The sequence below is a fragment of the Streptomyces virginiae genome (assembly GCF_040638905.1).
Lineage (GTDB): Bacteria > Actinomycetota > Actinomycetes > Streptomycetales > Streptomycetaceae > Streptomyces > Streptomyces virginiae_B.
Map to the genome: position 1 here is coordinate 1 of NZ_JBEZYV010000022.1, position 17,431 is coordinate 17,431.

Consider the following 17,431-nt stretch of genomic DNA (forward strand, 5'->3'; position numbering starts at 1 on the left):
GTCGCAAGCCCGAACCCCGGACCGGAACCCGTCGGGTCGTCCAGGATCCAGGTCCACGAGCCGCTCTCCTTGGGCGCGCGGGGCTACGCCGCTCGGCGTGGTCCCGGGGCGCCTTCTCGCCTCCGCGGTGGGGCGGGGGATCAGTCCGAGAGGCCCGCCAGGTCCCGCAGGCGACGGGCCTGGGCCGCGCGCTCGGCGGCGCGCTGGTCGTCGTAGGGGCGGGTCAGCGCGGAGCGCAGCAGGGTCTTCATCTCGATCACGGCGTCCCGCGGCGGGGCCAGCAGGGCGGTGGTCAGGTCCTGGACGGCGGCGTCGAGCTCGTCCGCCGGAACGACCAGGTTGGCGAGGCCGACCCGCTCCGCCTCCTCCGCGTGCACGAAGCGGCCCGTCGCGCAGATCTCCAGCGCGCGGGCGTAGCCGACCAGGGAGGCCAGCGGCTGGGTGCCGGCCAGGTCGGGGACCAGTCCCAGGCTCGTCTCGCGCATGGCGAACTGCACGTCGTCGGCGACAACGCGCAGGTCGCACGCGAGTGCGAGCTGGAAGCCGGCGCCGATCGCGTGCCCCTGCACGGCGGCGACGGAGACGATGTCGCTACGCCTCCACCAGGTGAACGCCTCCTGGTACTCGGAGATCGTGGCGTCGAGGAGTTCGTCCGAACCGCGCGCCAGATCGAGGAAGGACGGCTCGCCCTCGAAGCCTTCGGGGGTGAACGCCTGCCGGTCGAGCCCGGCGGAGAAGGACTTGCCCTCGCCGCGCAGCACGACGACCCGGACGGTGCCCGGCAACGACCTTCCCGCCTCGGCCAAAGCCCGCCAGAGCGCGGGGGATTGGGCATTTCGCTTGGCCGGATTGGTCAGTGTCACCGTGGCGACCGTGTCGTCGACGGTGAGTCGTACGCCGTCCTTGTCGAGCAGAGCCATCTGTATGCCTCCGGTGTGCAGTCGGCCGCAAGCTCGGCCTAAGTGACTGCACAGTAACCACCCAGTCGACCGGGAGGCCGACCGGGGGTCACCGGAGGGAACGTCGGATCATGTGAGCCTTGGAGCCGTTGGAGCGTTGGAACCGATGGACCCGGGGTCAGGCCGTAGCCGCCTTCTTGCCACGCGTCGCGCCACCGCGGCCGCGCAGCGAAACCCCGGACTCACTGAGCATCCGGTGGACGAATCCGTAGGACCGGCCGGTCTCTTCGGCCAGCGCCCGGATACTCGCACCGGAGTCGTACTTCTTCTTCAGGTCTGCCGCGAGCTTGTCGCGCGCGGCGCCGGTCACCCGGCTGCCCTTCTTCAGAGTCTCGGCCACCCGTGCCTCCTCGTGGGAAGTGCGCTCTGGACTTCTCATGATCACCCCTCCCCGGCTTCCTGGCCACCCATTCAGCAAGGTCGGCACGACGGCCTTTCCCGAGCCGTGGACACCCGAGCAGAACGGAATCTCCTCTTCCGCCGCATGACTTCCGTCACACTTCGCCGCCCGGCCCAGGAATGCCCAGGTCAGGGGCCGGTCCGCGGAAAACCGACGGCCCCGGTCGCGCACCTTCGCGGGTGCGGCCAGGGCCGTCGTACGACGCGCAACGGTACGAGACCGCCTCACTCAGATGATGGATCACCCCTGAGCCGAATGATCCAGAAGGAACTGGATCAGTGCCGGGACGGCATCCCGGCCCGCCCCGGCACGGCCTGGGCGGGCCGTCAGGCGAGGGCCACCAGGTCCCGGTAGTCCGGTCCCCACAGGTCCTCGACACCGTCCGGCAGCAGGATGATCCGCTCCGGTTCGAGGGCCTCGACGGCGCCCTCGTCGTGCGTGACGAGGATGACGGCGCCCTTGTAGGTGCGCAGCGCGCCCAGGATCTCCTCGCGGCTGGCCGGGTCGAGGTTGTTCGTGGGCTCGTCGAGGAGCAGCACGTTCGCCGAGGAGACGACCAGCGTGGCCAGGGCCAGCCGGGTCTTCTCACCACCGGAGAGCACGCCCGCGGGCTTGTCGACGTCGTCGCCGGAGAAGAGGAAGGAGCCGAGCGTCTTGCGCACGGCGACCAGGTCCAGGTCGGGCGCGGAGGAGCGCATGTTCTCCAGGACCGTGCGCTCCGGGTCCAGGGTCTCGTGCTCCTGGGCGTAGTAGCCGAGCTTGAGGCCGTGGCCGGGCACGACCGTGCCGGTGTCGGGCTTCTCGGTGCCCGACAGCAGGCGGAGCAGGGTCGTCTTGCCGGCGCCGTTGAGGCCGAGGATGACGACGCGGGAGCCCTTGTCGATGGCCAGGTCGACGTCGGTGAAGATCTCCAGGGAGCCGTACGACTTCGACAGGCCCTCGGCGGTCAGCGGGGTCTTGCCGCAGGGCGCAGGGTCCGGGAAGCGCAGCTTGGCGACCTTGTCGGAGACGCGGACGGCCTCCAGGCCGGACAGCAGCCGCTCGGCCCGCTTGGCCATGTTCTGCGCGGCGACCGTCTTGGTGGCCTTGGCGCGCATCTTGTCGGCCTGCGAGTTCAGGGCCGCGGCCTTCTTCTCGGCGTTCTGGCGCTCGCGCTTGCGGCGCTTCTCGTCGGCCTCGCGCTGCTGCTGGTAGAGCTTCCAGCCCATGTTGTAGACGTCGATCTGGGCGCGGTTGGCGTCCAGGTAGAACACCTTGTTCACCACGGTCTCGACGAGGTCGACGTCGTGGGAGATCACGACGAAGCCGCCGCGGTAGTTCTTGAGGTAGTCCCGCAGCCAGACGATCGAGTCGGCGTCGAGGTGGTTGGTGGGCTCGTCGAGGAGCAGGGTGTCGGCGTCCGAGAAGAGGATCCGGGCCAGCTCGACACGGCGGCGCTGACCACCGGAGAGGGTGTGCAGCGGCTGGCCGAGGACCCGCTCGGGCAGGCTGAGCGCGGCCGAGATCGTCGCGGCCTCGGACTCGGCGGCGTACCCGCCCTTGGTGAGGAACTCGGTCTCCTGGCGCTCGTACTGCTTGAGCGCCTTCTCGCGGGTGGCGCCGGAGCCGGTGGCGATGCGCTCCTCGTTCATCCGCATCTTCTTGATGAGGACGTCCAGGCCGCGGGCGGAGAGGATCCGGTCGCGCGCCAGGACGTCGAGGTCGCCGGTGCGCGGGTCCTGCGGCAGGTAGCCCACCTCGCCCGAACGGGTGATGGAGCCGCCCGCGGGCTGGCCCTCCCCCGCGAGGCACTTGGTGAGGGTGGTCTTGCCGGCGCCGTTGCGGCCGACGAGGCCGATGCGGTCGCCCTTGGCGATGCGGAAAGAGGCGGACTCGATGAGGACGCGGGCGCCGGCGCGCAGCTCGACGCCGGTGGCGGTGATCACGGAAATACTCCAGGGCGGGTGGGGACGGCGGAAGGGGGCGGGACGCGAGGCTTCGACGCCGCTAATCCGCGAGGAGATTCGCCATGGGAGTCATTCTACCGGGGGTGTGCAACTGGTTTCCGGGCGGCGGCCGGGCCGCCGCGGACGCCGCGGTCCGCGCCTCCGTGTCCCCGTGCGGCCCGGCCGCCCCCGGGAAGGGCCGGGGCGCGGGTCGTGGCGAATGAGCCGATACTCACCGCAAGGGCGGTCACGCGGCCGCAGCGGCTTCACGGCCGGCCGGATGGAGGGCGGTGCGGGATGCAGTTCGACGACAACGCCGATCTGGACACGTCCGAGGTCAAGGACGTGCGCGGCCGTCGCATCCCGGGCGGCAGGGCCACCGTCGGCGGCGGCCTCGTCGGCCTCATCGCGCTGGTCATGGGCCTGCTCTTCGGTGTGGGGCCGGAGCAGCTCGGGCTGTCCTCGGGGGACGAGGAGCCCGCTCCGGCCGCGTCCTCCGTAAACGAGGTGCAGCAGGCGTGCAGGACGGGCCGGGACGCGAACGCGCGCGAGGACTGCCGGCTGGTCGCGGTGGTGAACAGCACCCAGGACTACTGGCGGCAGGAGTTCGCGCGGCGCAAGGGCCGGTACGGTCCGGCGTCGACGGTCTTCTTCACCGGGCGGGTGAACACGGCCTGCGGGGCCGCCACCGCGGCCGTCGGCCCCTTCTACTGCCCCGCCGACCGGCAGGTCTACCTGGACCTGGGCTTCTTCAACGAGCTGCGGACGAAGTTCGGGGCGAGCGGCGGCCCCTTCGCCCAGGCGTACGTCGTCGCCCACGAGTACGGGCACCACATCCAGAACCAGCTGGGCACCCTGCAGCGGGCCCAGGACGGGCAGCAGGGCGCGAACAGCAACGCGGTCAAGGTCGAGCTGCAGGCCGACTGCTACGCGGGGGTGTGGGCGCACAACGCGACGCGGACCCCGGACGAGTCGACCGGGCGGCCCCTGATCACGAACCTGACCGACGAGGACATCCAGGACGGGCTGGACGCGGCGGCCGCGGTCGGCGACGACCGCATCCAGGAGAAGTTCCAGGGCCGGGTGACGCCGGAGTCCTGGACGCACGGCTCGGCCGAGCAGCGCCGGCAGTGGTTCCACCAGGGCTACCGGACCGGCGACATGGCCCGGTGCAACACCTTCCGCTGACCGTCGGCGGCGCCTGCCATGCTGTGTGACGCGGGTCACCGTCACGAGAGGGAGTGATCGTCATGGCAGGCGTTCCGTCCATCTGTCCCACGCTGGTCTACCGCGACGCGAAGGCGGCGATCAAGCTGCTGACCGAGGCCTTCGGCTTCAGCCAGGTCGCGGTGTACGAGGGGGACGACGGCTCGGTGGTGCACGCGGAGCTGGCGTACGGAAACGGTGTGGTGATGCTGGGCAGCAAGGGCACGGGCGGGGCCTTCGACAAGGCCATGGAGGGCGCCGGGCCTTCGGGGGTCTACGTCGTGGTCGACGACGTGGACGCCCACCACGGGCGGGCCGTCGAGCACGGCGTGGAGATCCTCATGCGACCCACCGATCAGGACTACGGCTCCCGTGACTACATGGCCCGGGACGGCGAGGGCAACATCTGGAGCTTCGGAACGTACGCGCCGCAGGTCTGAAACCGGCGGCGCGGACGCGCGTAGCGCCGTGTCATGCGCCGCCGGTGTGCACCTGGAAGGCGGCCCGCCGGAACGCTTTGGCCAGGGCCGGGTCGGGGTGGGCCGCGGCCAGCGCGACCAGCACCTGCACGGTGCGCGGATGGCCGACCGCGCGGACCTCGTCCAGCAGCCTGGGGACGGTGGTGCGGACGGCCGAGTCCAGGTGGCGGGCCAGCAGCTCGGCCTCACCGTGGTCGGCGATGGCGGCGGCGGTGTCGACCCAGAGCCAGGTCGACTCCTCGGCGGTGAGCACGTCCTGGGCCTCGTCGGGGTCGACGCCGTCGTGCTCGGCGAGCCAGAGCAGCGCGTACGGGCGCAGCGCGGGCTCGCGCACGGTGGCGCGCACCTCGGGCTCCGCGGGGGCACCGACCACGCGCAGCGCCTCGAAGGCGAGGCCGCGCAGCAGGGCGTCCTCGCCGCGGGCGGCCTGGATGAGTTCGGCCACGGCGTGGCCGACGGGCCGCGCGGCCAGCCAGGCCCGATACTCGGCGCGGGCCGGTCCGGGGGTGAGCCGGGCGCATCCGTGCAGCATGGCGGCGGCGGACTGCTCGATGTTGCCGGCTGGGCTCTGCGCCGCGACGCAGATCTGCTCCAGCTTGACCCAGACGGCCCAGCTGCCGAGCGGGGTGAGGGTGGCCCGGGCGGGTCCGAGGGTGACGGCGTCCACGGCGGCGAGGCCGCCGAGCGCCCAGCGCAGCAGCCGGGCGAGCGGGACCGGGCGGGCTTCCGCGGAGGCGGTGGGCGCGGGCGTCCGCGCCGCCGCGGGCTCCGCCTCGTAGGGGATCTCGCAGCGTTCGTCGCGCAGTTCGGTGACGCGCTGCCCGAGCAGGTCCAGCAGGTCGGGGACGGTCACGGGACCTGCGGACAGCTGCAGCAGGGAGAGGAGCTGGGGCATGGCCTCGACGACCTCGGCGACGGCCGCTGGGGCGATGTCGGCGGGGGCCGGGTGGACCAGCGACCAGGCGTCGAAGAGGGCGACCCAGCCGCGCAGGACGGCGGTGTCGTCGCGGTCCCAGGCGCGCAGCCGCCAGCCGGGGCGGGCGTGGCCGCCGTGCACCTCGACCAGGCCGGCGAGGCGGGCGCGGTCCCAGCCGACGCGGATCTGGCCGTGCGTCAGGCCCAGCTCGTCGGCGGCCCGTTCGACGTCGGCGGCGGGCAGGGCGCCCGTGGGAGCGGGCCGGCCGCCGTCCGCCGCGCCGAGGTTGCGCTCGGCCCAGCGGGTCAGGCGCACGGCGTCCGCCAGCGAGGCCCGGGCGCGGTTCGCGAGGTCGGCGGTGGCCGGGGTGCCCGCCGGGGGCCTCGGGGCGGGACGGGTCCGGCGGTCGGTCACCGCCTTGCGCGCCGCGGCGACGGAGCGCGGGGAGACGAGTCGGAGTCTGGAGTCGCGAGCCAACTGCTCATCAGGCTTTCGGGACGTCACGGAAGCAGTCTCGCCCGTCACTGGCCGAAAGCCCAAACGGAATCGGCTCCTTCCACCACCCGCCCGGGGGCAGACCGGGACAACCCGCCCGCAGGGCCCGGTCCGTCACACGGCCTTCACATCAGAGGGGTGAGGAAGCGGCGCAGGACTTCCTCGTAGTGGGCGGGATCGGCGTTCCACATCGCCCCGTGCCCGGCCCCCCGCACCGTGTGCAGGGTGATCAGATCGGGACGGGTGGCGGCGAGCCTGCGGGAGGGCTCCCAGGGGGCGAGCGCGTCGTCCGGCCCGTGGAAGATCAGTACGGGGACCCGCAGCGCTCCGGGGTCGGCGCCCGGCGGCAGGCGGTCGGCGCGCAGCCCCGCGCGGCCCTCGGCGGCCCGGACCGCCAGCGGCAGCACGGGGGCCGGGGCGCCGCGCGCCGCGGCGAGTGCGCGCAGGGTGGTGCGCCAGTCGAGCACGGGCGAGTCCAGCACCAGGCCGGCGATCCGGTCGGCGAGCGCCGAGCGCTCGACGGCCCGCAGGGCCATGGTGGCGCCGGTGGACCAGCCGTGCAGGATCACGCGCCGGGCGCCGTAGCGCAGGGCGTAGCGGATGGCGGCGTCCAGGTCCCGCCACTCGGATTCGCCGAGGTGGCCGAGGCCGTCGAGGGGTGCGGGGGCGCCGAGGTCGCCGCGGTAGCCGAGGGCGAGGACGGGCAGCCGGTGGCGGTGCAGGAAGGGCATGACCACCATCGGGTGCTCGCGGCCGGCGCCGAGTCCGTGGACGGTGATCACCCAGGTGTCCCGGGCGGCGGGCACGAACCACGCCGGGAGCGCGCCGAGCTCGCCGGGGACGTCCACGTCGGCGTGGTCGAGGCCGAGGGCGGTGCGCGGGTTGCCCAGGTGCACCTGGGGGGTGAGGGCGACCCGGGTCCCGGTGTCGAGCCTGCCGTGGGTGACGGAGAGGAGCCTGCGCACGACGGTGTCCGGGTCGTGCTCGGCGTCCGGGAGCACTGGCCCGACGACGGCGTGCACCCCGGGCGCGACCAGCCCGTACGTCCCGGGGCGCAGGGAGGTGAGGGAGCGGGTCAGCGCGATCCGGCCGTCCCCTGCGGAGTGGACGCTGAGCCGGGCCCCGCCGGGGAGCGGCGCGCCGGGGCGGGGTCGCAGGGCGGCGTCGGCGGCGTACCGGCCGGCCGCCACGGCGGCCACCCCCGCGCCGATGAGGGTCGTGGTGACGGCAGCTGCCGCCGCTGTAACGGTACGCACCGTTCCAGTGTCGTCGCGCAGAGTCGGGCGGGCCACCGGAGCGTGTCATTCCGGGTCTACTCGGGGAGCGTGATCTGGGTCTCTTTCAGGGGGCGGGAGGGGCGGCCGGGTGCACATACGGAGACGTGCGGAGGGGTTCATTCACCCGGCTTTGACGTGCATTAATGCTGAAATCTGCGCAAGAATCAGGACGAATGTCCCGATCGCGCCCCGTGCCCGTACACCGCTCCGCCGGAGCCAGTTCACCTTCCGTTCATCCAGGTTGCCTACGTTCGCTGAGCCACTGACGCCAAACAGAAGCCTGGGTAAATGGAGCACATAACGCTTCTCCTCGGGATCGTGATCATCACCGCTCTCGTGTTCGACTTCACGAACGGTTTTCACGACACGGCCAACGCGATGGCCACCACCATCTCGACCGGCGCCCTCAAGCCCAAGACCGCGGTGGCCATGTCCGCCGTCCTCAACCTCGTCGGCGCCTTCATGTCCGTGGAGGTCGCCAAGACGATCTCCAAGGGCCTGGTCAACGAGGAAGGCATCCAGCCAGAGGTGATCTTCGCCGCGCTGGTCGGCGCCATCCTCTGGAACCTCGTCACCTGGTTGGTCGGACTCCCCTCCAGCTCCTCCCACGCCCTGATGGGCGGCCTGATCGGCGCCGCGGTCGCCTCCGCCGGCATCGGCGCGGTCAACGGCAGCGTCGTCGTCACCAAGGTGCTCATCCCCGCGATCGCCGCTCCGCTGGTGGCCGGCATCGCCGCGTACCTGGCCGCGAAGGTCACCTACAAGCTGGGTGACAAGGTCGGCGGCAAGACCGCCGCCAAGGGCTACCGCGCCGGCCAGATCGCCTCGGCCGGCCTTGTCTCCCTCGCGCACGGCACCAACGACGCGCAGAAGACGATGGGCATCATCACCCTGGCCCTCATCGCCGGCGGCGCGATCGCGCCCGACGCGAACCCGCCGGTCTGGGTCATCGTCTCCGCCGGTCTGGCCATCGCCATGGGCACCTACCTGGGCGGCTGGCGCATCATCCGCACCATGGGCAAGGGCCTGACCGACCTGCAGCCGCAGCAGGGCTTCGCCGCCCAGACCTCGGCCGCGTCCGTCATCCTCGCCTCCTCGAACCTGGGCTTCTCGCTCTCCACCACCCACTCGTGCTCCGGTGCGGTCATGGGTGCGGGCCTGGGCCGCAAGGGCGGTGTGGTCCGCTGGTCCACCGCGACCCGCATGTTCGTCGCCTGGGGCCTGACCCTGCCGGCCGCCGCGCTGGTCTCGGCCGGTGCCGAGCTGGTCATGCGCGCCGGTGACATCGGCATCGCCGCCGTCACCGTCTTCCTGGTCGGCTCCTGCCTCGCCATCTGGCTCATCTCGCGCCGCCAGGTCGTCGACCACCACAACGTCAACGACGTCAACGACGCCGAGCGGGCGGAGGCCGAGGCACCGGGTGTCGTCACCACGGCCATCGCGGCCGTCACCGTCCCCCCGACCGTCGCCGCGGCCGGTACCACCGCCGCGGTCACGGACGCAGACCTCAAGGCCACCATCCCGGCCGCGACGACCCCGGCGGCTCCGGCCGCCACGGTCTGACCGAGACACAGACACAAGAGGAATCGGCAGTATGAAGATCGACTGGGAAGCGCTCGGCTCCGTCTTCGGGGTCAGCCTCTTCGCCACCGTCGCCCTCGTGGCCCTCTTCACCCTGGGTCTGGTGGGCCTGTCCAAGCACGAGGCCGCGACCGAGCAGGGCGGCAGCGCCACCCTGGCCCGCAGCGGCGCGTACCTCTGCTTCGCGCTCGTCGCGGCGGCCGTGACGTACGGGATCTACCTGATCGTCGCCTGATCCTCGCCCGTATCCGCCGCGACAGCGCGGGTAGGGCGTGAAAGCTCGTGCAAGCTCCCTCCGGGTTCGTCCCGGAGGGAGCTTCCGCATCTCCCGGCCCTGCCGCGCCGCTGGTCAACGGCGAGTTGACGGGCCTTCCGGGCGCGTGGTGGACTGCCCGAGCCAATACGGCGGCATGGAGAGGAAGTCCGGTGCGATTCCGGCGCGGTCCCGCCACTGTCACCGGGGAACGCACGCCTCGCGTGCGCCCCGGGAGCCAGGAACTCTCGCCGCCGGACACGTCGAACCAGGGCGCGGACCCTGAGTGAGGACATACCTGCCACCATGCGTGCCGATCGCGTTTTCGCGTACGGCGCCACGGCGGGCCTGATCGGCGACCGGATCCTCGGTGATCCCCGCCGAGGGCACCCCGTGGCCGCCTTCGGACGAGCCGCCGCCGCCGTCGAGCGTTCCCTGTGGCGTGACGACCGCGGCCGGGGCGTCCTGCACACCCTGCTGTGCGCCGGGGGCGCGGCCGCCGTCGGCGCACTGGGCGCCCGCTCGTTGCGCTCCCGGCCCGCGGCCGCCCGTATCGCCCTGACCGCCGCCGCCACGTGGGCCGTCGTGGGCGGCACCTCGCTGGGCCGGGAGGCCCGGGCCATCGGCGGCGCGCTCGCCGCCGGGGACGTCGAGGTGGCCCGCGAGCGGCTGCCGCACCTGTGCGGGCGCGACCCGCACTCCCTGGACGGGCAGCAGATGGCCCGCGCCGTCGTGGAGTCCGTCGCCGAGAACACCTCCGACGCGGTGGTCGGGGCCCTGGTGTGGGGCGCCGTCGCCGGGGTCCCCGGACTGCTGGCGTTCCGCGCCGTCAACACCCTGGACGCGATGGTCGGCCACAAGTCGCCCCGCCACCTGCGCTACGGCTGGGCCTCGGCCCGGCTCGACGACCTCGCCGGCTGGCCGGGGGCCCGGCTGACGGCCCTGGCCGCCGTGGTGGCCGGCCCCGACCGGCGCGGAGCCGTACGGGCGTGGCGCGCTGACGCCGCCGCGCACCCGAGCCCGAACGCGGGGCCCGTCGAGGCCTCCTTCGCCGGGGCGCTGGGCGTCAGACTGGGCGGGACCCTGGCCTACGGCGGCCGGGTCGAGCACCGGGCCGTGCTGAACGGCGGGGCCGGACGGCCGGTGGAGGTCGCGGACATCGAACGGGCGGTACGGCTGTCACGGCAGGTGACGTGGCTGGCCCTGGGCGCCTGCGTGGCCGTCCGGACGCTGGGCGAACGAGTACGGAGGGGACGCGCATGAGCGGCGTGAAGCGCTGCGGCGGACTGCTGGTGGCGGGTACGACGTCGGACGCGGGCAAGAGCGTGGTCACAGCGGGCATCTGCCGCTGGCTGGCCCGCCAGGGCGTGAAGGTGGCGCCCTTCAAGGCGCAGAACATGTCGCTGAACTCCTTCGTCACCCGGGAGGGTGCCGAAATCGGCCGCGCCCAGGCGATGCAGGCCCAGGCGGCCCGCGTGGAGCCGACCGCGCTGATGAACCCGGTGCTGCTCAAGCCCGGCAGCGACCGCAGCAGCCAGGTGGTGCTGCTGGGCAAGCCGGTGGGCGAGATGAGCGCGCGCGGGTTCTTCGGGGGGTCCCGGGGGTCGTCCCCCGGCGAGGCGCTGCGGGGCGGGCGCCAGGAGCAGCTGCTCGGCGTCGTCACGGACTGCCTGGAGCAGCTTCGGGGCACCTATGACGCCGTGATCTGCGAGGGGGCGGGGAGTCCGGCCGAGATCAACCTGCGCCGGACCGACATCGTGAACATGGGCATCGCACGGGCCGCGCGCTTCCCGGTGGTCGTGGTCGGCGACATCGACCGCGGCGGGGTCTTCGCGTCCTTCTTCGGCACGACGGCGCTGCTCTCCCCGCAGGACCAGGAGCTGATCGCCGGGTACATGGTGAACAAGTTCCGCGGCGACGTGTCCCTGCTGGAGCCCGGCATGGAGATGCTGCGCGGGCTGACCGGCCGGGCGACGTACGGGGTGCTGCCGTTCCAGCACGGGCTGGGCATCGACGAGGAGGACGGCCTGCGGGTCTCCCTGCGGGGCGCCGTACGGGAGTCCGTGGTGGCGCCGCCCGTGGGCGAGGACGTGCTGCGGGTCGCGGTGTGCGCGGTGCCGCTGATGTCGAACTTCACGGACGTCGACGCGCTCGCGGCCGAGCCCGGCGTCGTGGTGCGCTTCGTGGACCGCGCCGAGGAGCTGGCCGACGCGGACCTGGTCGTCGTACCGGGCACCCGCGGCACGGTGAAGGCACTGGCGTGGCTGCGCGAACGCGGGCTCGCGGCCGCCCTGGCGCGGCGGGCCGCCGAAGGACGGCCGGTGCTGGGCATCTGCGGCGGTTTCCAGGCGCTGGGCGAACACATCGAGGACGACGTCGAATCGCGGGCGGGCTCGGTGGAGGGCCTCGGGCTGCTGCCGGTACGGGTGCGCTTCGCGCCCGAGAAGACCTTGGCCCGGCCGTCCGGGACGGCGCTCGGCGAGCCGGTGGACGGGTACGAGATCCACCACGGGGTGGCCGAGGTCCTGGGCGGGGAGCCGTTCCTGGACGGCTGCCGGGTGGGCTCCGTGTGGGGCACGCACTGGCACGGCTCGCTGGAGTCGGACGGTTTCCGCCGGGCGTTCCTGCGGGAGGTGGCGGCGGCCGCCGGGCGGCGCTTCGTGCCGGCCCCGGACACCTCGTTCGCCACGCTGCGCGAGGAACAGCTCGACCTGCTGGGCGACCTGATCGAGCAGCACGCGGACACGGATGCGCTGCTGAAGCTGATCGAGTCCGGGGCCCCGGCCGGGCTCCCGTTCCTCCCGCCGGGCGCGCCGTGACGGGCCGGGAACCTGTTGCGCGCACCGAGCGCCGGAGCGGCGGAAGGCGTGCCACCCCCGCCGTCGCGGGGACCACAGGAGCAGCTCGCCCAGGTGCTCGTGCAGGAGCGGGCCATCCCCGCCGGTGCGGGGAGCAGGTACCAAGCCTGGCGAACCGTCGATACGACGGCACCGACGTCCATCGCAAGCCACTCGAAGGAGTGACCGTTTCATGAGCAGCGCCAACTTCCCGTTCTCCGCCGTTGTCGGACAGGACGACCTGCGGCTGGCGCTCCTGCTGAACGCCGTGAGCCCGGCGGTCGGCGGTGTGCTCGTGCGCGGCGAGAAGGGGACCGCCAAGTCCACCGCCGTGCGCGCGCTGTCGGCGCTGCTGCCGCAGGTCGATGTCGTACCCGGCTGCCGGTTCTCGTGCGCGCCCGCCGCGCCGGACCCGGCCTGCCCCGACGGTCCGCACGAGCCCGGCCCGGGCGGCGCCCGGCCGGCCCGCATGGTGGAGCTGCCCGTCGGCGCCTCCGAGGACCGCCTCGTCGGCGCCCTCGACATCGAACGGGCCCTCGCCGAGGGCGTGAAGGCCTTCGAGCCGGGCCTGCTTGCCGACGCCCACCGCGGGATCCTCTACGTCGACGAAGTCAACCTGCTCCATGACCACTTGGTGGACGTACTCCTCGACGCCGCCGCGATGGGCGCCTCGTACGTGGAGCGCGAGGGCGTCTCCGTGCGGCACGCGGCCCGGTTCCTGCTCGTCGGCACCATGAACCCGGAGGAGGGCGAGCTGCGCCCGCAGCTCCTCGACCGCTTCGGGCTGACCGTGGAGGTCGCCGCCTCCCGCGAGCCCGCCCAGCGGGTGGAGGTGGTCCGCCGCCGGCTCGCCTACGAGGACGACCCCGCGGGCTTCGCCGCCCGCTGGTCGGGGGACGAGAGCGAGGTCCGCGCCCGGGTCGTGGCCGCACGGGCGCTGCTGCCGCAGGTCCGCCTCGGGGACACCGCACTGCTCCGGATCGCCGCGGCCTGCGCCGGCTTCGAGGTCGACGGCATGCGGGCCGACATCGTGATGGCGCGGACCGCGACCGCGCTGGCCGCCTGGGCGGGGCGCACGGTGGTGCTGAAGGAGGACGTGCGGCAGGCCGCGCTGCTGGCGCTCCCCCACCGCCGGCGCCGCAACCCCTTCGACGCGCCGGGCCTGGACGAGGGAAAGCTGGACGAGATCCTCGACCAGTTCCCCGACGAGGAGCCGGAGAACGACCCGGAGCCGGAGCCGGAGCCCGGCACCGACCCGGAGCCCGACCCGGACGGCGGCCCCCAGAACCCGCAGGGCCCGGACGGCGACGGCGGCCCCGACGGTGGCGGCGGAGTGCCCCCGCAGGGCAGCGGCCCCCAGGACGCGCAGTCCCCGGGGGAGCCCGCCGAGGCCCCCGCGGACTCCCCCGAGGCGCCCCGGCAGCCTTCCGCCCAGGAGGCCAGCGGGCCCGAGCAGGCCGCCGTACGGGCGGCCGAGCCGTTCCGGACCAAGATGCTGAGCGTCCCCGGACTGGGTGAGGGGGCCGCCGGGCGGCGTTCGCGCGCCCGGACCGCCCACGGCCGGACCACCGGCGCCCAGCGCCCCCGCGGCCAGCTGACGAAGCTGCACCTGGCGGCCACCGTCCACGCGGCCGCCCCGCACCAGAAGGCGCGCGGCCGCGCCGGGCGCGGCCTGGTGATCCGCAAGGACGACCTGCGCCAGGCCGTCCGGGAGGGCCGCGAGGGCAACCTCGTCCTCTTCGTGGTCGACGCCTCCGGCTCCATGGCCGCCCGGCAGCGGATGAGCGCGGTCAAGGGCGCCGTGCTGTCGCTGCTCCTGGACGCCTACCAGCGCCGGGACAAGGTCGGCCTGGTCACCTTCCGCGGCGCAGCCGCCGAGCTGGCGCTGCCGCCCACTTCCTCGGTGGACGCGGCGGCCGCCCGGCTGGAGAAGCTGCCCACCGGCGGCCGCACCCCGCTGGGGGCCGGGCTGCTGAAGGCCCACGAGGTGCTGCGGATCGAGCGGCTGCGCGATCCGAGCCGTCGGCCGCTGCTGGTCGTGGTCACCGACGGGCGGGCCACCTCGGCCGGGGCCGTCGGCGGCGACCCGCGCGAGCTGACGGCGCGCAGTGCCCGGCTGCTGGCCGCCGAAGGAATCGCGTCGGTGGTCGTCGACTGCGAGTCGGGGCCGGTCCGGCTGGGGCTCGCCGGAGCGCTGGCCGCCGACCTCGGCGGGGCGGCCGTCACCCTCGACGGGCTGCGGGCCGACTCACTGGCCGGGCTCGTGAAGGACGTACGTACCGCAGTGACAACTCCCGCTTCCCACACCACCAGGAGGGCCGCCTAATGCCTCAGGGACAGCCGTCCGTCGTTCCGGACGACGGACTCACCACGCGCCAGCGCCGCAACCGCCCGCTCGTCTTCGTCCACACCGGCCCCGGCAAGGGCAAGTCCACGGCGGCCTTCGGGCTGGCGCTGCGCGCATGGAACCAGGGCTGGCCGATCGGGGTGTTCCAGTTCGTCAAGTCGGCGAAGTGGAAGGTCGGCGAGGAGAACGCGCTCAAGGTGCTCGGTGCCTCCGGCGAGGGCGGCAGCGTCGTCTGGCACAAGATGGGCGAGGGCTGGTCCTGGGTCCAGCGGGACGCCCAGCTCGACAACGAGCAGGCGGCCAAGGAGGGCTGGGAGCAGGTCAAGCGGGACTTGGCCGCCGAGACGCACAAGCTGTACGTGCTCGACGAGTTCGCGTACCCGATGCACTGGGGCTGGATCGACGTCGACGAGGTCATCGAGGTGCTGCGCAGCCGCCCCGGCACGCAGCACGTGGTGATCACCGGCCGCAACGCGCCGGAGAAGCTGGTGGAGTTCGCGGACCTGGTCACCGAGATGACCAAGGTGAAGCACCCGATGGACGCCGGCCAGAAGGGCCAGAGGGGCATCGAGTGGTGACTGCGTTCGACATGCCCCGGCTGGTCGTCGCCGCGCCGTCGTCCGGCAGCGGCAAGACCACCGTGGCCACGGGCCTGATGGCGGCCTTCGCGGAGCGCGGCCTCGCCGTGTCCCCGCACAAGGCCGGGCCCGACTACATCGACCCCGGCTACCACGCGCTGGCCACCGGCCGGCCGGGGCGCAACCTCGACGCCTTCATGTGCGGGCCGGAGCTGGTCGCTCCGCTGTTCGCGCACGGGGCGGCCGGGTGCGACCTCGCCCTGGTCGAGGGCGTGATGGGGCTCTACGACGGGGCCGCGGGCCGGGGCGAGCTGGCGTCGACGGCGCAGGTGGCGAAGTTGCTGCGGGCGCCGGTGGTGCTGGTGGTCGACGCGTCCTCGCAGTCGCGGTCGGTGGCGGCGCTGGTGCACGGCTTCGCGTCCTTCGACCCGCAGGTCCGGCTGGGCGGCGTGATCCTGAACAAGGTCGGCTCGGACCGGCACGAGGTGATGCTGCGGGAGGCCCTGGAGGAAGCGGGGATGCCGGTGCTCGGCGTCCTGAGGCGGGCTCCGCAGGTGGCCACGCCCTCGCGCCACCTGGGGCTGGTGCCGGTGGCCGAGCGGCACGCCGACGCGCTGGCCGCCGTGGCGGCGCTGGCCGAGCAGGTCAGGGCGGGTTGTGACCTGGACGCGCTGATGGCACTGGCGCGGACGGCACCGCCGCTGTCCTGCGAGCCGTGGTCGCCGCATCCGGCCCCGCCGGCGTTCGAGGCGGGGGGATCCGGGTGCGGCGGCCCCGGCGACGGCGCCGCGCCGTACCGGCGGCCGGTCGTCGCCGTCGCCGGCGGGCCCGCGTTCACCTTCTCGTACGCCGAGCACGCGGAGCTGCTCACGGCCGCCGGGGCGGAGGTCGTCACCTTCGACCCGCTCCGGGACGAGGCGCTGCCCGAAGGGGCCGGCGGTCTGGTGATCGGCGGCGGGTTCCCCGAGGTGTACGCGCCCGAGCTGTCCGCCAACGAACCGCTGCGGGCGGCCGTCTCGGCCTTCGCGGCGGCCGGCGGCCCGGTGGCGGCCGAGTGCGCCGGGCTGCTGTACCTGGCGCGGTCGCTGGACGGCAAGCCCATGTGCGGGGTGCTCGACGCGGACGCGCGGATGTCTGAGCGGCTGACCCTCGGCTACCGCGAGGCGGTGGCGGTGTCCGACAGCTCGCTCGCGGCGGCCGGGACCCGGCTGCGCGGGCACGAGTTCCACCGGACGGTGATCGAGCCGGGCGCCGGAGCGGCTCCCGCATGGGGGTTCACGCACCCGGAGCGCCGGGTCGAGGGCTTCGTCCGGCAGGGCGTGCACGCCAGCTACCTGCACACCCACTGGGCGGCGGAGCCGTCCGTCGCCCGCCGCTTCGCGCAGGCCGCGGCCGCGCGGACGGGGGCCGTACGGGACGCCGCGGCAGCGCGGCCGTGAACCCTGCCGGCTCACTCCGCGATGCCCACCACGAGCCAGATCCCGGCCACCCCGCCCACCGTGCACATCAGCGTGGACAGGGCGGGGTGCTTGTGGTGCGCCTCGGGCAGGATCTCGGCGGCCGCGAGGTAGAGCAGGAGGCCGCCGAAGAAGCCCAGGTAGGCGCCGAGAGGTTCCTCCGGAAGGGTGAACAGCAGAGTGGACGCGGCACCGGCCACGGGGGCCACCGCGTCCGCGAACAGCATCATCAGGGCCTTCCGGCGGTCGTTGCCGTAGAGGCTGGTGAGCGTGTACGTGTTGAACCCGTCGGCGAAGTCGTGGGTGATGACGGCCAGCGCCACGGCCGCGCCCATCCCGCCGCCGACCTGGAAGGCCGCGCCCAGCGCCACCCCGTCGGCGAGACTGTGGCCGACCATCGCGGCAGCCGCGGTGAGCCCGACCTCCGGGACGCGAGCGCCGTTCTCGGCGCCGTGCGCGGCCTGGCGCACGGCCAGGAGCCGCTCGACGACGTGGGCGACCAGGAAGCCGCCCACGAAGAGCAGCAGGGCGAGCGGGACGCCGAACACCTCGTCACCCGCCGCGTGCAGGGCTTCGGGGAGCAGGTCCAGGCCGACGACGCCGAGCATCAGCCCCCCGGCCAGGCCCAGCACGAGGTGGCGGCGGTCGGTGACGCGTTGCGCCGTCCAACCGCCCAGCAGGGTCATCAGGAACGCGCCCAGCGCCACGATCACGGCCATGC

Annotated in this window: 15 protein-coding genes and 1 riboswitch; of the genes, 9 read left to right on the forward strand and 6 right to left on the reverse strand. The window is 73.8% G+C overall.

Features of this window, described 5'->3' with window-relative positions:
- Window positions 1-140: 140 nt before the first annotated feature.
- The 3 genes from AB0F82_RS25785 to AB0F82_RS25795 all read right to left on the reverse strand — a co-directional run bounded on the left by AB0F82_RS25785 (window position 141) and on the right by AB0F82_RS25795 (window position 3,284).
- Entirely contained in the window at window positions 141-920 is a 780-nt protein-coding gene (locus AB0F82_RS25785) for an enoyl-CoA hydratase/isomerase family protein (RefSeq protein ID WP_362631658.1), read from the reverse strand.
- A 157-nt stretch (window positions 921-1,077) separates the two neighbouring features.
- The gene (locus tag AB0F82_RS25790) at window positions 1,078-1,299 is read right to left on the reverse strand and encodes a helix-turn-helix domain-containing protein (RefSeq protein WP_030010789.1); all 222 of its coding nucleotides are present in this window, start codon (window positions 1,297-1,299) and stop codon (window positions 1,078-1,080) included.
- A gap of 386 nt (window positions 1,300-1,685) precedes the next feature.
- Complete coding sequence (locus AB0F82_RS25795) at window positions 1,686-3,284, reverse strand: ABC-F family ATP-binding cassette domain-containing protein (protein WP_030829587.1); 1,599 nt, start codon at window positions 3,282-3,284, stop codon at window positions 1,686-1,688.
- A 297-nt stretch (window positions 3,285-3,581) separates the two neighbouring features.
- Here AB0F82_RS25795 and ypfJ point away from each other — a divergent pair, with 297 nt between their 5' ends.
- Together ypfJ and AB0F82_RS25805 are read left to right on the forward strand one after the other, a co-directional pair.
- Complete coding sequence (ypfJ, locus tag AB0F82_RS25800; protein WP_362631661.1) at window positions 3,582-4,472, forward strand: KPN_02809 family neutral zinc metallopeptidase; 891 nt, start codon at window positions 3,582-3,584, stop codon at window positions 4,470-4,472.
- Between the two features lie 62 nt (window positions 4,473-4,534).
- Window positions 4,535-4,930, forward strand: a complete 396-nt coding sequence (locus AB0F82_RS25805) for a VOC family protein (RefSeq protein ID WP_362631663.1) — start codon at window positions 4,535-4,537, stop codon at window positions 4,928-4,930.
- A gap of 31 nt (window positions 4,931-4,961) precedes the next feature.
- Here the strand turns inward: AB0F82_RS25805 and AB0F82_RS25810 are convergent, their stop codons facing one another.
- Together AB0F82_RS25810 and AB0F82_RS25815 are read right to left on the reverse strand one after the other, a co-directional pair.
- The gene (locus AB0F82_RS25810; RefSeq protein WP_436842154.1) at window positions 4,962-6,389 is read right to left on the reverse strand and encodes a hypothetical protein; all 1,428 of its coding nucleotides are present in this window, start codon (window positions 6,387-6,389) and stop codon (window positions 4,962-4,964) included.
- Between the two features lie 116 nt (window positions 6,390-6,505).
- Entirely contained in the window at window positions 6,506-7,636 is a 1,131-nt protein-coding gene (locus AB0F82_RS25815) for an alpha/beta hydrolase family protein (protein WP_362631665.1), read from the reverse strand.
- A 309-nt stretch (window positions 7,637-7,945) separates the two neighbouring features.
- Between AB0F82_RS25815 and AB0F82_RS25820 the strand changes: the two genes are divergently transcribed.
- From AB0F82_RS25820 to AB0F82_RS25850, 7 genes are all read left to right on the forward strand, one after another.
- Window positions 7,946-9,220 carry an inorganic phosphate transporter gene (locus AB0F82_RS25820; RefSeq protein ID WP_356814746.1) on the forward strand — a complete coding sequence of 425 codons (1,275 nt, stop codon included), beginning with the start codon at window positions 7,946-7,948 and terminating at the stop codon, window positions 9,218-9,220.
- A gap of 31 nt (window positions 9,221-9,251) precedes the next feature.
- Window positions 9,252-9,473 carry a hypothetical protein gene (locus AB0F82_RS25825; RefSeq protein WP_030766819.1) on the forward strand — a complete coding sequence of 74 codons (222 nt, stop codon included), beginning with the start codon at window positions 9,252-9,254 and terminating at the stop codon, window positions 9,471-9,473.
- Between the two features lie 180 nt (window positions 9,474-9,653).
- A riboswitch (cobalamin riboswitch) is annotated at window positions 9,654-9,739 on the forward strand.
- A gap of 58 nt (window positions 9,740-9,797) precedes the next feature.
- Window positions 9,798-10,754: a cobalamin biosynthesis protein gene (locus AB0F82_RS25830; RefSeq protein ID WP_356814747.1), complete on the forward strand. Its 957-nt coding sequence runs from the start codon at window positions 9,798-9,800 to the stop codon at window positions 10,752-10,754.
- A complete protein-coding gene (locus AB0F82_RS25835; protein WP_362631668.1) occupies window positions 10,751-12,310 on the forward strand; it encodes a cobyric acid synthase in 1,560 nt (519 codons plus the stop codon). Before AB0F82_RS25830 ends, AB0F82_RS25835 begins: the two co-directional genes overlap by 4 nt.
- A 211-nt stretch (window positions 12,311-12,521) precedes the next feature.
- The gene (locus tag AB0F82_RS25840) at window positions 12,522-14,654 is read left to right on the forward strand and encodes a putative cobaltochelatase (RefSeq protein ID WP_362631670.1); all 2,133 of its coding nucleotides are present in this window, start codon (window positions 12,522-12,524) and stop codon (window positions 14,652-14,654) included.
- Window positions 14,654-15,253 carry a cob(I)yrinic acid a,c-diamide adenosyltransferase gene (gene cobO, locus AB0F82_RS25845; RefSeq protein ID WP_356814750.1) on the forward strand — a complete coding sequence of 200 codons (600 nt, stop codon included), beginning with the start codon at window positions 14,654-14,656 and terminating at the stop codon, window positions 15,251-15,253. Before AB0F82_RS25840 ends, cobO begins: the two co-directional genes overlap by 1 nt.
- A gap of 11 nt (window positions 15,254-15,264) precedes the next feature.
- Window positions 15,265-16,692 (forward strand): cobyrinate a,c-diamide synthase, encoded by a 1,428-nt coding sequence (locus AB0F82_RS25850; protein ID WP_362631784.1) that lies wholly within the window; start codon window positions 15,265-15,267, stop codon window positions 16,690-16,692.
- 11 nt (window positions 16,693-16,703) lie between these two features.
- Here AB0F82_RS25850 and AB0F82_RS25855 read toward each other — a convergent pair whose 3' ends face one another.
- Window positions 16,704-17,429, reverse strand: a complete 726-nt coding sequence (locus AB0F82_RS25855) for a ZIP family metal transporter (protein WP_362631673.1) — start codon at window positions 17,427-17,429, stop codon at window positions 16,704-16,706.
- Window positions 17,430-17,431: the final 2 nt, after the last annotated feature.

Excerpts from the sequence above, each read along its gene's own strand:
- AB0F82_RS25785 (WP_362631658.1), bottom strand. The coding sequence starts at position 920 with ATGGCTCTGCTCGACAAGGACGGCGTACGACTCACCGTCGACGACACG.
- ypfJ (WP_362631661.1), top strand. The coding sequence starts at position 3,582 with ATGCAGTTCGACGACAACGCCGATCTGGACACGTCCGAGGTCAAGGAC.
- AB0F82_RS25805 (WP_362631663.1), top strand. The coding sequence starts at position 4,535 with ATGGCAGGCGTTCCGTCCATCTGTCCCACGCTGGTCTACCGCGACGCG.
- AB0F82_RS25820 (WP_356814746.1), top strand. The coding sequence starts at position 7,946 with ATGGAGCACATAACGCTTCTCCTCGGGATCGTGATCATCACCGCTCTC.
- AB0F82_RS25825 (WP_030766819.1), top strand. The coding sequence starts at position 9,252 with ATGAAGATCGACTGGGAAGCGCTCGGCTCCGTCTTCGGGGTCAGCCTC.
- AB0F82_RS25830 (WP_356814747.1), top strand. The coding sequence starts at position 9,798 with ATGCGTGCCGATCGCGTTTTCGCGTACGGCGCCACGGCGGGCCTGATC.
- AB0F82_RS25835 (WP_362631668.1), top strand. The coding sequence starts at position 10,751 with ATGAGCGGCGTGAAGCGCTGCGGCGGACTGCTGGTGGCGGGTACGACG.
- AB0F82_RS25840 (WP_362631670.1), top strand. The coding sequence starts at position 12,522 with ATGAGCAGCGCCAACTTCCCGTTCTCCGCCGTTGTCGGACAGGACGAC.
- cobO (WP_356814750.1), top strand. The coding sequence starts at position 14,654 with ATGCCTCAGGGACAGCCGTCCGTCGTTCCGGACGACGGACTCACCACG.
- AB0F82_RS25850 (WP_362631784.1), top strand. The coding sequence starts at position 15,265 with ATGCCCCGGCTGGTCGTCGCCGCGCCGTCGTCCGGCAGCGGCAAGACC.
- AB0F82_RS25855 (WP_362631673.1), bottom strand. The coding sequence starts at position 17,429 with ATGGCCGTGATCGTGGCGCTGGGCGCGTTCCTGATGACCCTGCTGGGC.